The organism is Chryseobacterium sp. G0201 (genome assembly GCF_003815655.1).
GTDB lineage: Bacteria > Bacteroidota > Bacteroidia > Flavobacteriales > Weeksellaceae > Chryseobacterium.
Window position 1 is genome coordinate 2215146 of the sequence record NZ_CP033917.1, and the last position, 15201, is coordinate 2230346.

Below are 15201 nucleotides of genomic sequence, written 5' to 3' on the forward strand. Positions count from 1 at the left end.
AACTATTAAATCTAATTTAACATTTCTTAACGGTTAACTTTTATTTCTTATTTTTGATGGATTCAATTTTATACAATGAAATTACATAGATTTTCTTTATTGATGGTAGTTTTGGGCGGATCGGTTTTTGCCCAGACTCAGAAATTCACGATGGCGGAGGCTGTAAACGGGTTGAGAACGAACTTAGCAGTGAAAAATATCTCTCAATTTTCATGGTCTGGAGATGGTAAATCTTACATTCAGGCAGTGAAAGGCGGATATTTAATCACAGATCTAAAGACTGCAAAACAGGATACTTTGGTTTCTTTGACGCAGTTGAACAGAAGTTTTTCTGATAATAAACTAAAAGCAGTTCCACAGATCAAATTTATCAGCAAATCTCAAGGATACTTTAATGCGAACGGTCAAATGATCTGGGCTGATAAATCCGGAAGCGACTGGAAAGTAAAAAGCTCAACATCTTTAGATGGAAATGCTGCGAATGTAAAAGTGTTTAATGATAATCAGACTTTTGCCTACACAGTAAAGAATAATTTATTTGTCAATAAAAACGGAAAAGTAATCGCAGTAACGAATGATTCTAACGAAAATATTCTTAACGGTGCTGCCAATGTCCACAGAAACGAATTCGGGATCGATAACGGAATTTTCCCAGCACCAAATTCGGAAAGTGTAGCATTCTACAGAATGGATCAGACGATGGTTGCAGATTATCCTGTGATCGATTGGTCGGTAACTCCGGCGGTAAATCACAATATCAAATATCCGATGGCGGGGCAAAAGTCTCACGAAGTTACATTGGGGGTTTACAATATTAAAAATCAATCAACGACTTTCCTGAAAGTTGAAGGTGAGAAAGATCAATATTTAACAGCAATTACCTGGAGCCCGGATTCAAAATATATCTTTGTTGGAGTGTTGAACAGAGGTCAGAATCATATGAAAATGAATCAGTATGATGCTGTTACAGGAGATTTAGTGAAAACTTTATTTGAAGAATCGGACAGTAAATATGTTGAGCCTCAACATCCATTAACTTTCTTCCCAAATTCTACTACAGACTTTATCTGGCAGAGTCAGAGAACGGGTTATAATCATTTGTTTCATTATAGTTTAGAAAAAGGTTTGGTTGCTCAGATCACAAAAGGAGATTGGCTGGTAACGGACATTTTAGGTTTTAATGAAAAGAAAAAGGAAATTTATTTCACTTCTACGAAAGAAACTCCTTTGGAAAAACATTTATACAGAATCAATTGGGCTAACTTTAAACTACAGAGATTAGACAATGCAGAAGGCGTTCACACAGGAGTTTTAAGCAGTGACGGAAATTATTTATACGATGTTTACAGCAATGCCAACACGCCAAAAGTTGCGAACATTATTAATACAAATACATTAAAATCCGATAATATTCTTACAGCTGAAAATACATTGAAAAATTATCAGCGACCTGAAATTAAAAATGTAAACCTAAAAGCTGACGATGGTACACCTTTATACGGTAAAATAATCCTTCCGACGAATTTTGATCCGAACAAAAAATATCCTGTAATTGTTTATCTGTACAACGGACCACATTTACAATTGATAACGAATACTTTCCCTGCCTCAGGAAACCTTTGGTACGAGTATATGGCTCAAAACGGATACATTATTTTCACAATGGATGGAAGAGGTTCTGCCAACCGTGGAATGAAGTTCGAGCAGGCTGTTTTCAGAAACTTAGGAACAACCGAAATGAATGACCAGATGAAAGGGGTAGATTATCTAAAATCTCTTCCTTATGTTGATTCAGAAAAATTGGGTATTCATGGATGGAGCTTCGGTGGATTTATGACGACAAGTTTCATGACTCGTCATCCTGAAGTTTTCAAAGTAGGTGTTGCAGGTGGTCCGGTGATCGACTGGAGCATGTACGAGATCATGTACGGCGAAAGATATATGGATACACCTCAGGAAAACCCACAAGGGTACGCAGCAGCTAATTTATTGGATAAAGTTCAGAACTTGAAAGGTAAATTATTGATGATCCACGGTGCGCAGGATGATGTGGTGGTTTGGCAACATTCTATCAAATTCATTAAATCTGCGGTTGATAATGGAGTTCAGCTAGATTACTTCGTTTATCCGGGACATCCACACAACGTGATCGGAAAAGACAGAGTACATTTGATGCAGAAAGTAACCGATTATTTTGATCAGAACTTGAAAAAGTAATCATTAAAAATATAGAATGAACTTTGTAAAAGTAGATAGAGTCCACTTTCATACGTTTGATTCGTTAAGATTTCTATCTTTTTTATTAGTTTTCTTACATCATTCCCCCATTCCTACAGACAGTGTATTGCACTATATTTCTAAGGGAGGGGGGATTGGTGTTTCTTTTTTCTTTGTGTTAAGCGGTTTTTTAATTACCTATATTTTAATTCTTGAAAAGCTTAATAACCAAAATAAAATTTCACTTAAAAAGTTCTTTAAAAGAAGAATATTAAGAATATGGCCCTTGTATTATGCGATGGCTATTTTTGCATTTTGTACGCCTTTTATCCTGACTTTTTTTCATATTTCGTTTTCTAATGACGGTTACGAGCCGAATTGGTTCTTTACCTTTACATTCCTCGAAAACTATATGATGATGTACACCGGAAGTTTTCCGAATGTGGCTCCATTGCCTGTTATTTGGTCGCTTTGTATTGAGGAGCATTTTTATATTATCTGGGGACTTATTTTCTATTTTATATCATTAAAAAATATTCCAAAGCTTATTGTTGTAAGTATTTTGGTCTCATTTTTAACCAAGATTGTGTATGAAACATATAATATTCCGACTGTAGATATTTTTACGAATATTGATAATTTTGCTTTTGGAACAATTCCGGCTTACTTATTTGTTTTTCATAAAGAAATTATTAAAAAACTGAATGAAATTCCGTCTATTTATAAATATTTTTATGCTGTATTTGTCTTATCAGCCATTGTCATAAGATTAAATACGACAGTAATTCCTGATGTAAAAATTAATTCACTTTTCTTTGGAATGCTGTTTTCTTTACTGATTCTATTCACTTTGGGAGAAAAAAATGTATTTAAAATCTCAGATAAAACCATATTGGCCCGTCTTGGAAAATACACTTACGGTTTATACTTAATTCATCCGATATGCATTAGTTTATTTGTCAAAATGGGGGAGAAGTATCATTTAAATTGGTATTCTATTACTTCATTGGCGTTTGTTTTCACTGTAATTTTTGCCTATTTATCCTATCATCTTTTCGAGAAACAATTTTTAAAGCTTAAAGGTTCAAACTAAGTTTGACCATTGTTCGTTCTTACCATCGATCAATGTTTTTAAATATTGATAGCCGTAATTTTGTCCTATCTAAAAATCAAAAAATATGGAATTAGGAATAGGAATGTTTGGCGACTTATCTTTTGACCAGACAACCGGAAAATATAGAGATGCAGGCGTAAAGATTCGTGAAATTCTTGAGCAGGTAAAAACAATGGATGAGGTGGGAATTGATGTTTTCGCGATGGGAGAGCATCACCGTCCGGATTATGCGGTTTCGTCACCAGAAATTGTTTTGGCTGCAGCTGCAAGTATCACCAAAAATATAAAATTGGCAAGTGGTGTAACGGTTTTAAGTTCATCCGAGCCTGTAAAAGTATATGAAGACTTTTCAACATTAGATTTAATATCAGACGGTAGAGCCGAAATATTCGTAGGAAGAGGGAGTTTCATAGAATCTTTTCCGTTGTACGGATATTCTTTGAACGATTATGAACAGCTTTTCGATGAAAAATTAGAATTATTATTAAAAATAAATTCAGAAGAAAATGTTTCGTGGTCTGGAAAGCTTCGTGCGCCGATGCAAAATCAAACCGTTTATCCAAGAGCAAAAAATGATGGCAAATTATCAATCTGGAGAGCTGTTGGCGGAACACCACAATCGGTTTTAAGCGCTGCACAATTGGGAATGCCTTTGGTGGTTGCTATTATTGGCGGAATGCCGATTCAGTTTAAAAATTTAATCGAATTTTATAAGCAGGAATACCAAAAAGCAGGTCATGATGTATCTAAAATGCAGATCGCGATTCACTCACACACTTTTGTAAGTAACGACCAAAATGTTGTAGACGGATATTTTAATAATTACAAGTCTCAGATGGATAGAATCGGAGCTTCCAGGGGTTGGGCGCCTTATACAAAAGCGCAATATGATGGTGGAAGAAACAAAGATGGCGCTTTATTCATCGGAAGTCCGGCAGAAGTTGCAGATAAAATTGCTTACATGAAAGAAATTTTCGGAATTACGAGATTTATCGGGCATATGGATGTCGGCGATCCCGCTCATGATGTGATGATGAAATCTATTGAATTATTTGGTGAAAAAGTAAAACCTATTGTTCAAAATTGATAAAATAAAACCTCTGCTGAAATTTTCAACGGAGGTTTTTCTTGAATTAAATATAAAAAGTTTAAAGAATATTGAGAATATTAATGTTACTTTTGGTTGAAACAAATTTGATATGAAAAATATATGGATTCTTTTTTTTGCTTTAATAGGAACAATAATTAATGCTCAGGATCTAAAAAAAACAGCAAAGGAAATACAGGAAGAAGGTATTGAATTGTATCGAAGTGAAATGGCGAGCTGGTACGGAACCGATGTTTTGAAAGCAAATTATGATAAGATGGAAAATATAAAAGGATATTTTTCCTACATTGATGGTGGTGTTCCAAAATGTATTTTCTTTTCTGAAAAAAATAAAGTTTTAGCTACAGTTGCTTTTCCTGCCAATTATAATCCGAGAGATGCAAAATTGGATCTGAACGAAAGAGATTTTACAACTAAAGAATTAGATTATTTCACAATCAGACAAAATGCCAACGAAAAAGTAAAAACTGATACTATTTTTCAACAGTACAATAACACAAGTATCAATTTGATTCCTCTCATTGATAAAAATAATGTTAAGAAAGTGTATGCCGTTACCGGTCCTTCGGTGGATAATATCGTTATTTTTGGGAACGATTATCTCATTAGTTTTAATGATAAAAATGAAGTTAAAAATATAGAAAAGCTGCATAAGGGAATTATTGTTCAGGCTATGAAAGAGGAAAAAATGGAAAATGCGATTTCTGGACTTCATTCTCATGTGTTGGAAAATCAGCAGACGATAACACCTACCGATATCTGTACATTAATGCTTTATTATAAATTCACAAACTGGGACGATTATTTTGTGGTTTCTAAAGACTTTGTAAGCATATGGAGAAATAAAACTAATAATCTGGTGATTATAAAAGAAAAAGACTTTAAAAGAATGGCCGAGAGTATCGAAAAATCTGAGAAAAATAGTATGAATAAAAATTAAGAATAGAAATTATGCACGAAAAAGCAAAAGATCCTTTACACGGAAAAAGACTCGATGCTATTCTTGAAGAGCTGGTAGATTATTACGGTGGATTTGAGAAATTGGGACAACAGATCAATATCAAATGTTTCACAGATAATCCGAGCATCAATTCTTCTCTCAAGTTTTTACGAAAAACAGATTGGGCGAGAACAAAAGTTGAAAGCCTGTATCTTTATGTTTTAAGACAGAAAAAAAAGAACGAACCAAAAAGTGAAAACTAAAAACAGTATGTTTTAGATTCTTGTTTAAAGGTATTTCTTCGATCAATAATTTCAAAAATAGTATATTTGTGCCATTAATCGTGAAAGAAAATCACGAAAAAAAGAAAAAATATGACAATTGAAAACAATCACGTTGTAGCTGTAAAGTATATACTTCACACTATCGAAGAGGATGGAAATAAAATTCTTGTAGAAGAAACAACAGACGAAAATCCACTTACATTCTTATACGGTATGGGAATGATGATTCCTAAATTTGAACAAAATATTCTTGGTTTAAAAGCTGGTGATAAAGCAGCTTTTGTAATTCAGCCGGAAGAAGCTTACGGTGAAAAACAACCGGATGCTATTGCTCAATTGCCGATAGATATGTTTAAAGAAGCTGGAATTCCTCCTGTAGGAGCTATTTTACCTTTATCTGATAATGAAGGAAATAATTTCCAGGCATTCGTAGTAGAAGTAACGCCGGAAGCTGTAGTAGCAGACCTTAACCATCCAATGGCTGGGAAAGTGTTAGATTTCCAGGTAGAAATTTTAAATACACGTCCTGCGACAGAAGATGAATTATCACACGGTCACGCTCACGGAGTTGACGGAAACGAAGCTCACTAAAATATAATATAAATGTCCGATTTCTAATCGGACATTTTTTATTCTAAAAATTCTCCACTTACATAAAACCAACGGTTTTGTATCATTTTGAATTTCGATAATTCATGATGAACCTGCTTTTGACCGTCTTGATCTGTATAAAAAGCTTTAAATTCAACTTTGCTGACAGAAGGTTTATCAATAATCTCCAGTTTTGTCCATTCATTGATTTCTCCCCATTCCTGTAAATCTTTTGTATTATGAAATTGTCTTTTGCCTGGAGATGTTGTTTCCATCAGATACTTTCCATTGGGAATCGCAAATGCTGAAAACCGTGAACGCATCAAAGCTTCAGCTGTCGGAGCATTTTTTTCTCCTGTATGATAAGGTTTACAACATTCTTCGTAGGTTTTTCCTGAGCAGCAGGGACAGTTCATTTTTTCTAATTTTAATTTTCAAAACACAAATTTACACGAATATTTTTTCACAAATAACATAAATTTTGTGTCAATAGAAACGGGCTTTAGCCCGTTTAAATAAAATATTAATTCCAAATTGGCTTTAGCCAAAACCTATAAAAGAATATTTCTTCCACAGATCGCACAGATTTTCACAGATGATTGCGCATAATCTTTTTATTCATGATAAAATATAACACAAACATCTGTAGTAAATAAAAAAAGCATCCAAAAAATGAATGCTTTTAAAAATTTATTTAATAAAACCTCTGTTTCTCAATAAAGGCTTAATATCCGGATCATGTCCTGTAAAATCTCTGAATGCCTGATTTAGATCAACAGAATTACCTACAGAAAGAATATATTTTCTGAAACGGTCACCATTTTCTCTTGTTAGTCCTCCATTCTTTGAAATCCATTCCCATGCATCATTATCCAATGTTTCAGACCATAAATAAGCGTAATATCCTGCTGAATATCCACCTCCCCAAATGTGTGCAAAATAAGGAGTGTGATATCTTGGTGGAACGGTTGCTAATGTAAATCCGTGTTTTGTTAATGATTGTTTTTCAAAATCTAAAACAGGGATTAATTGACTTTCATTCGTTACAGTATGCCAATCCATGTCAAGTTCAGCAGCAGAAACTAATTCTGTTGTCATATAACCTTGATTAAATGTTCCCGCTTTTTTGATTTTATCAACTAAAGCTTGTGGAATAGGCTGTTTTGTTTCGTAATGAAGGGCATAATTCTTTAAAACAATAGGATCTAAAGCCCAATGCTCATTAATCTGAGAAGGGAATTCTACGAAATCTCTCGGTACATTTGTTCCTGAAAGCGATGGATATTTCTGACTTGCAAACATTCCGTGGATCGAGTGACCAAATTCATGGAAGATAGTCGAAACATCATCAAAGCTAATTAATGAAGGTTTCCCCGGAGCAGGTTTCTGATAATTATAACAGTTTACAATAACAGGTTTTGTTCCCAATAGATAAGATTGCTCAACAAAATTACTCATCCAGGCTCCACCATTTTTAGAATCTCTTGTATAGAAATCCAAATAATAGATCGCAATAGATTTTCCATCATGATCAAAAACTTCATACGTTACAACATCAGGATGATAAACCGGAAGATCTGTTCTCTTTTTGAATGTCAGTCCATAGAATTTTTCAGCAGCGAAGAAAACGCCTTTTTCCAAAACCGTTGTGATTTCAAAATAAGGTTTGATTTGGTTTTCATCTAAATCGAATTTCGCTTTTCTTACTTGTTCAGCATAAAAATTCCAGTCCCAAGGCTCAACTTGGAAACCTCCTTTTTGCTGATCGATCAAATCTTGAATGTCTTTTGCCTCACGTTTTGCTGTTTCTACGGCTGGAGTAGCAATCTGGTTCATTAAGTTGGTCGCTGCTTCAGGCGTTTTTGCCATCTGATCTTGCAATTTCCATTCTGCAAAACTCTTCTTACCTAAAATCTGAGCTTTTTTAAGTCTTAACTTTGCCAGTTTCTCAATGGTTTCTCTGGTGTCGTTCGCATCACCTTTTTCAGCTCTTAACCAAGAAGCTTTAAATAACTTCTCTCTCGTTGCTCTGTTAGTAAGGTTTTGTAGTAAAGGTTGCTGAGTTGTATTTTGTAAAGCTAAAAGATATTGTCCATCTTTTCCGGCAGTTTTTGCATCGGTTGCAGCTGCTGCGATTTCGTCAGCAGAAAGTCCGTCAAGTTCTTTTGCGTTCGAAAAGAAAACACCACCTACTTTTCTAGCTTCCAATAATTTATTGGCATATTGAGTAGAAAGTGAAGCTAATTCCTGATTTACCTGCTTTAATTTTTCTTTATCGGCTGCCGAAAGATTCGCACCTGCGATTTCAAAATTCTGCTTGTAAAACTGTACGAGTCTTTTACTTTCAGGATCTAAACCATCTTCTTTGATGGATTTTATTCTTTTATAAAGATTATCATTCAAATACATTTTATCAGAATGTGCAGCAAAAATTGGAGCATATTCTTCGTCCAAAGCTTGTAATGTTGGGTTTGTATTTGCACTTGTAAGGTTTGAAAATACAATAGTTGTTCTTTTTAAAACCTCGCCACTTTTTTCTAAAGCAACGATCGTATTTTCAAAAGTCGGAGCTTCGGGATTGTTGGCAATTTTTAAAATTTCAGCGTCGTGCTGTTTTAATCCAAAATCAAAAGCCGGTTTAAAATGTTCATTTTTAATTTTATCAAATTCTGGAGCTTCGTATTGAAGTTTGCTTTTTTTCATAAAAGGATTTGATGAAAGAGAAGTGTCCGGTACAGGAATTTCCTGTTGATTATCGGTTTTTTTCATTGTAGTACAAGAGTAATTAAATGCTAATGCAGAAATTAATAATACCGATGTAATATTTTTCATAAATTAGTTGTTATTAAAGTATAAAGATATTAAAAACTTAATGTATAAAACGGTAAACATGAAATCAACAACTATTTTTATTTTTTCGGCCTTCGTCTTATTATCCTCGTGTAACGAAAAACATGAGAGAAACGTTAATGATAAAAGCAATTGGGTAGATAAGGTGACCAATAAGGACCATGGTCCAGGCAAAGAAAAACAATATACCGGTGATTTTGATGAGATCGAAGTTTCTCAGGCGATCGATGCTGAAATTGTAAAATCTGAAACTGAGAAGGTCGTAGTTTATGCACCTGCGAATATCATCGATGATATATTAATTGATAAAATTGGAAGTAAAGTACACATTCATTATAAATCAGGGATCAGAGTTATGAACACGCCTGATGTTAAAGCTAAAATTTATGTTAAAGATTTCTCTAAGCTGATTGCTAATTCTGCAGCAAGTATTACGGTAAAAGATAAATTTACACAAGAAAAAACTGATATTGAAATATCGAGTGCTGCAAGTGTTACAGGAAATTTAGAAGCTAATAAATTTGAAATTTCTGCAGACAGCAGCAGTAGTTTTGACGGCAAAATATGGGCGGTTGATCTTGATGTGGAAGCATCTTCAGCAGCAAGCATCAGTATTTCCGGAAAGGCAAAAAATGCCGATATGAGCTCTTCTTCAGGAAGTAGTCTTTCTGCAAAAGATCTTATCACTGATAATTTAAAAGTTGATGCATCAAGTGGAGCAAGCGTTGATGTAAGCGCAACATCAAGCATAGATGCAGAAGCTTCATCAGGCGGAAGTGTAGATGTTTACAAAAAAGGAAATGTTACGAACATCAAAAAAGACGAAAGCAGTGGCGGAAGCGTTACGATTCAATAAAATTTAGACAGGCGGTTCTTCGTCTTCATCATCTGCGGATGAGGAACCTTCCCAGTTTTTATTATCAAAATTAAGATTATCAAAAGCCAATAATTCCTCCTCTCGCTGGAGGATTTCTTTTGTGGTGAAAAGAAGAATTTCATCATCTTCTTTTGCTTTCGCCAATCTTCTGATGGATGCTTTGTCAATCGTCATAAATCTTTGTCCGAGACGTCTTGCTGCATATTTTCTCATTCCTGTTTCGTGAAGAACATCAACAGCCATATCAACGGCAGTTCCTAATGTTTCACGATAAATATTATCAATACCATTGTTGAGATAAGTGTAAGCATCGATTCTGTTTTTTGCTCTTACAAAGATTTTCACGTTAGGATAGTGTTCACGAACAAGATCTGCAATGAATTTATTATCGCCGGAATCATCAAGGCAAAGAACGAGAATTTCAGCATCTTCAATTCCTGCGGCTCTTAGAATGGGAATTCTCGTAGCGTCTCCGTAATAAACTTTAAAACCATAACTTCTCAACAGTTTCACTCGGTCTGAATCTCTATCCAAAACGGTTGCCGTAACTTTATTAGCCTTCAATAAACGTCCGACGGTACTTCCAAAATGCCCAAAACCTACAATGATAATCTTCTTCTGAGCGATATCGTTATCCAAGATATTAAAAGCACTTTCTTCTTCAGGGATTTCTTTAATGAATTTCGGAGTGATTAGTTTATCATTAATAATTAATAGAAAAGGAGTAATACACATGGTGATCGCCGTTACAGCCATCATCTGTGCATTAAGTTCCGGACTTAAAAGATAAAGGTTTGAAGCATAATTAATCAATACAAAAGCAAATTCTCCCACCTGCGAAAGTGCAAAAGCATAAAATAAACTTTGTGGAGTATCTATTTTGAAAAATTTTCCGATAGCGTAAAGAACCGTAAATTTTACAGCTAAAACGGCTAAAACCGTCGTGAAGATAAAGGTCGGATCCTGTTGAATAACATTAAAATTCATCGTAGAACCTACACTCACAAAGAAGACAGCCAGTAAAAGTCCTTTAAACGGATCAATTTGCGCCTCCAATTCATGACGAAACTCACTGTTCGCAAGCATCACACCAGCAAGGAAAGCTCCTAGCGCCGGAGATAAGCCGATCGCAACCATTAATTCTGAAACTCCAATCACTAAAAATAGGGAAGAGGCGGTTAATAATTCCGTCATTCCGGATTTTGAGACATATCTTAGAAATGGCACGAAAACGTATTTTCCCAATAATATAAGAATAGCAACTCCTAAGATTACGGTTCCGGCCTGTAGCCATTCCGGTAGTTTTTGGATTAATATCTGTACTTCATTGTCGCTGCTGCTTGCTTTATAATTGGCGATGATCGGTAAAATTGCCAAAATAGGAATCACTGCAATATCCTGAAATAAAAGGGTAGAAAATGATGCTTCTCCCGCCAAGGTTTTTAGATTATTTTTTTCCTGTAAAGTCTGTAAAACAATTGCTGTTGAAGATAATGCAAAACAAATCGCAACGGCAATGGCTTTGTCAATTCTCCAACCTGCCCAGATGAAAATTAAGAAGAGAATCGAAATGGTAAGCAACATTTGGGTGAGTCCAAGACCTACGATTTTCTTCCGCATTTCCCAAAATTTTCGGGGTTCTAATTCTAATCCGACCAAAAATAAAAGCATGATAACTCCAAATTCACTGGCGTGCATGATGTCATTAACATCTTTTCCGGTAAGTCTTAGAACATATGGCCCGATAATGATTCCTCCGAAAATATAACCGATCACCGAGCTTAAACCAAACTTTCTAGCCAGCGGAACCATAATAATGGCAACGCCTAAGAAAATTAATGTGTTCATCGCTAAGCTGGATTCCATATTTTATTGGTTCAGGAGTTCTACAAATTCTTTTTTATGTAAAATGATTTCTTTTTTTGAAAGTTTATTGGCTTCATAAACGATCTTGATATTTTTGATATTGGCTTTAAAAACATTTAAGGAAACGATTAATCCGCTGATGAGTTCATCAATGGTGTATTGGTAAGTTCCTGTTTTGGTAAAAGATCTTTCTTTTCCACCGGTTGTGACGAGGATGTAAACTTCTTTTCCTTCGAGTGGATTATTTTCGCCTTCTTTCAGCCAGTCGCGATCAAAAACTTCATCGATCCATAATCTCAATAATGGTGGCATTCCGAACCAGATGATGGGAAACTGAAAGATAAAGCGGTCATAATTTTTTAATCGTTTTCTTTCTCTGAAAGCCGCAATATGAAAGTCGGGATACTCTTCGTAAAGATCTCTAAGGGTAAAATGTTGGTGACGGACATAGAAATTGATGAGCTCCACATTCGAGTTTGAGTGCTCTAAATAAGGGTGCGCAAAAACTACCAATGTCTTCTTCATAAAACCTGTTTTCAGTAAATATAATGAAAAAATATTAGATAAAAAACGTTTTTAAGGTGGTTTTATTAACTTTTCGATACTTAAAATTGAATTTAATGTTAAAATAAGACAAAGAAATGTCACATTATTAGAATTTTAAATAAAAAAATAAGTGAGAACTTAACAGATTATTTTAATTATTAAGATTTTGATTAAGAAGTTAAGAATATCAAGAAATTGCTATGTTGTCAAAAATGAGAAATAGCGCGAGCGAAGCGAGCGTCAAAGCAGATAGTATTAGTGATACTTTGTTAAGCCTGTTCAATTTAATCACAAAAAAAATCAGCCAAATAATGACTGATTTGATATTTTGTTTAAAACTTAAATTAAAAATCAATGTTTACCATCCACCCGAAGCGCCACCGCCTCCGAAACTTCCGCCTCCGCCGAAGCCTCCAAAACCGCCACCTCCGCCGGAACTCCCACCACCAAAGCCACCGCCTCCAAAACTACCAGGGAATGGGAAAAATCCCCCCGGAAAATTACTGCGACCTCTTCTGGAGAGAATTACATCATCATCGTCATTATTTCCGCCTCTTCCGCCACCTTTATTTCCGAATAAAATGATTAGAATAATAAAGATTACAAATGCGATGAGTAGTATTTTTAAAGTGCTTCCACCTCCCGTATCCTGATTGCCGATAGGTTTAAATTTTCCCTGCACAGCTTCCATGATAGCAGAGGTACCACGGTTGATACCTTCATACCATTGTCCCTGTTTGAAATTGGGAGTGACGATATAGTCTAAAATTTGTCCGGCAACTGATGCTGTTAAATATTGCTCAACGGCTCTTCCTTGTTGGATAGACATCGTATGATCTTCTGTTGCAATTAAGAAAACGACACCATTATCAATTCCTTTTTTTCCGATTCCCCATTTCTGACCAAACATTGTCGCCAGAAAATTCACATCTTCTCCTTTTGTGGAACGAATGATAATAACTTCTATCTCAGTTGAGGTAGAATCTGCAAATTTTATAAGTTTGTTATTAAGCTCATCTTTTTCCTGTTGTGATAATAAATTAGCTTCATCAAAAACAGGATACAAAACCGCTGGCTTTGCAGGAATAGCATATTGTGCTGATACAAAACTGTAAAAGCAAATCAATAAAAATGAAAATACTATTTTAAGAGAACGTAATCTCATTAGAAAGTTGGTTGGGGTTTTCTCCTTTTATGGGAAAATGTTTTTTTAGTTCAAGACCTGTTTCAAGAATAGCACTTTTTAGGGCTTTATGGTAATTTCCTTTGGCAAATTCTGAAGTGATATAATCATGCAGATGATCCCAATAAGACTGATGAACTTTATCATGAATCCCGACATCTCCTATGATGGTAAGATATTTTTTTTCAAAATTAACATGAAAAAGCACAGCATTTCTTTCAACAGTTTTATTCTGACAAAGCTTTTTGAAAACTTCAAATGCCGTTTTTGCATTCTGATCTTCGGTTGTAGAATCTATGTGTACTCTAATCTCGCCTGTAGAATGTTCCTCTGCTGACTGAATAGCTTCCACGAGGGAAGCTATCTGCTGATCTGTTAAGAATTTACCCATTATTCTGAGAAAACTTCTGGTGCTTTCTGAGCTCCTGCTTCAGCTTTGAAGTAAGGTTTTTCTTTAAAGTTGGTAAAATTCGCCAAAATATTATTTGGGAAAGTTTTGATCGAAGTATTATAATCCTGAGCTGCTCCGTTATAGTAAACAGTTTCGGTTCTGATACTGTTTTCTATTGCAGTATATTCTCTTTGGAAGTTGATGTATTGTTGGTCAGCTTTTAAATTTGGATAAGATTCCACAACGGCCATCAATCTGCTTAAAGATCCTGACAATTCTCCCTGAGCTGCTTGAAATTTAGCCATGTCAGCTTCTGTCATATTTGTAGGATCGATATTGATAGAAGTCGCTTTAGAACGTGCTTCAACCACTTTCGTTAATGTTTCCTGCTCAAATTTTGAATACGATTTTACCGTTCTTTCCAAATTGGGGATAAGATTGGCTCTTTTTTGATAAACAGTCTCCACATTAGACCATTTTGTATTTACCGTTTGTTCTTTGGTGACGAAGTTGTTATATCCGCTCTTTCCCCAAAAGAATAGAACAGCAACAATAATAAGGAGAGCAATACCGATCGTTCCGGCGCTCAGGCAACCTTTATTTTTCATAGTTTAATTTTTTAATATTTTTTGTGCTAACCAAATATACAAATTATGTGCTAATTTTGCAGAAAATTATTTTAATGACAACAATTGTGGTGGCAATGGGAGAGAAGAATGAGATTGGTTTTAAAAATCAGTTGCTTTGGCATCTTCCAAAAGATTTAAAACATTTTAAAGATCTTACATCGGAGCATCCCATCATTATGGGAAGAAAAACATATGAAAGTATCGGGAAACCTCTTCCTAACCGTACCAATATTGTTATTTCAAGAAAGAAAAACTGGTTTGAAGAGGGTATTCTGATTGTCGGAAGTATTAAAGAAGCTGTGAAATTTGCTAAAAAAATCGATGAAAATGTTTTTATCATAGGTGGCGGAAATATCTATGAGCAGACGATGGATTTGGCAGATAAATTAGAAGTTACTCTAGTGAAAGCTGATTTGGAAGCCGATACTTATTTTCCTAAAATAGATGCTAAGATCTGGAAAAAAACAGAAGAGGTATTTCATGAGAAGGATGAAAAAAATCAATATGATTTCTATTTTCAGACGTTTGAAAGAATTGATGGTAAATAGTTTTCAGTTGATAGTTTTGAAATGCGTAAAATTTTTAACCAGAAACCATCAACAAAC

15 protein-coding genes are annotated in these 15201 nt (G+C 34.8%); 8 read left to right on the forward strand and 7 right to left on the reverse strand.

Going from position 1 to position 15201, the window contains the following annotated elements; all coding sequences use genetic code 11:
- Positions 1-75 precede the first annotated feature (75 nt).
- From EG348_RS09985 to EG348_RS10010, 6 genes are all read left to right on the forward strand, one after another.
- Complete coding sequence (locus EG348_RS09985; protein ID WP_123982928.1) at positions 76-2217, forward strand: S9 family peptidase; 2142 nt, start codon at positions 76-78, stop codon at positions 2215-2217.
- Between the two features lie 16 nt (positions 2218-2233).
- Positions 2234-3310, forward strand: a complete 1077-nt coding sequence (locus tag EG348_RS09990; RefSeq protein ID WP_123982930.1) for an acyltransferase family protein — start codon at positions 2234-2236, stop codon at positions 3308-3310.
- 85 nt (positions 3311-3395) lie between these two features.
- Positions 3396-4418, forward strand: a complete 1023-nt coding sequence (locus tag EG348_RS09995; RefSeq protein WP_123982932.1) for an LLM class flavin-dependent oxidoreductase — start codon at positions 3396-3398, stop codon at positions 4416-4418.
- Positions 4419-4530: 112 nt separating this feature from the next.
- A complete protein-coding gene (locus EG348_RS10000) occupies positions 4531-5379 on the forward strand; it encodes a hypothetical protein (RefSeq protein WP_123982934.1) in 849 nt (282 codons plus the stop codon).
- Between the two features lie 11 nt (positions 5380-5390).
- Positions 5391-5642: a VF530 family DNA-binding protein gene (locus EG348_RS10005; RefSeq protein WP_123982936.1), complete on the forward strand. Its 252-nt coding sequence runs from the start codon at positions 5391-5393 to the stop codon at positions 5640-5642.
- Between the two features lie 111 nt (positions 5643-5753).
- Entirely contained in the window at positions 5754-6254 is a 501-nt protein-coding gene (locus EG348_RS10010; RefSeq protein WP_123982938.1) for a peptidylprolyl isomerase, read from the forward strand.
- 38 nt (positions 6255-6292) lie between these two features.
- Here the strand turns inward: EG348_RS10010 and EG348_RS10015 are convergent, their stop codons facing one another.
- The gene (locus EG348_RS10015) at positions 6293-6670 is read right to left on the reverse strand and encodes a YchJ family protein (RefSeq protein ID WP_123982940.1); all 378 of its coding nucleotides are present in this window, start codon (positions 6668-6670) and stop codon (positions 6293-6295) included.
- A gap of 274 nt (positions 6671-6944) precedes the next feature.
- On the reverse strand, positions 6945-9086 hold the full coding sequence (locus EG348_RS10020) for a M3 family metallopeptidase (protein WP_123982942.1): 2142 nt from the start codon (positions 9084-9086) through the stop codon (positions 6945-6947).
- A gap of 58 nt (positions 9087-9144) precedes the next feature.
- Between EG348_RS10020 and EG348_RS10025 the strand changes: the two genes are divergently transcribed.
- Positions 9145-9960, forward strand: a complete 816-nt coding sequence (locus tag EG348_RS10025; protein ID WP_123982944.1) for a GIN domain-containing protein — start codon at positions 9145-9147, stop codon at positions 9958-9960.
- A gap of 3 nt (positions 9961-9963) precedes the next feature.
- Here the strand turns inward: EG348_RS10025 and EG348_RS10030 are convergent, their stop codons facing one another.
- From EG348_RS10030 to EG348_RS10050, 5 genes are all read right to left on the reverse strand, one after another.
- Positions 9964-11847, reverse strand: a complete 1884-nt coding sequence (locus tag EG348_RS10030) for a monovalent cation:proton antiporter-2 (CPA2) family protein (protein WP_123982946.1) — start codon at positions 11845-11847, stop codon at positions 9964-9966.
- Between the two features lie 3 nt (positions 11848-11850).
- A complete protein-coding gene (locus EG348_RS10035; protein ID WP_123982948.1) occupies positions 11851-12372 on the reverse strand; it encodes an NAD(P)H-dependent oxidoreductase in 522 nt (173 codons plus the stop codon).
- Positions 12373-12751: 379 nt separating this feature from the next.
- Positions 12752-13558, reverse strand: coding sequence for a TPM domain-containing protein (locus tag EG348_RS10040; protein WP_123982950.1), 807 nt, complete (start codon positions 13556-13558; stop codon positions 12752-12754).
- Positions 13539-13967 (reverse strand): TPM domain-containing protein, encoded by a 429-nt coding sequence (locus tag EG348_RS10045; RefSeq protein WP_185145503.1) that lies wholly within the window; start codon positions 13965-13967, stop codon positions 13539-13541. The genes EG348_RS10040 and EG348_RS10045 overlap by 20 nt, the downstream gene beginning before the upstream one ends.
- Entirely contained in the window at positions 13967-14575 is a 609-nt protein-coding gene (locus tag EG348_RS10050; protein ID WP_123982954.1) for a LemA family protein, read from the reverse strand. The genes EG348_RS10045 and EG348_RS10050 overlap by 1 nt, the downstream gene beginning before the upstream one ends.
- Before the next feature lie 74 nt (positions 14576-14649).
- On the opposite strand from EG348_RS10050, the gene EG348_RS10055 reads away from it, so the two are divergent.
- Positions 14650-15144 carry a dihydrofolate reductase gene (locus tag EG348_RS10055; RefSeq protein ID WP_123982956.1) on the forward strand — a complete coding sequence of 165 codons (495 nt, stop codon included), beginning with the start codon at positions 14650-14652 and terminating at the stop codon, positions 15142-15144.
- Positions 15145-15201 lie beyond the last annotated feature (57 nt).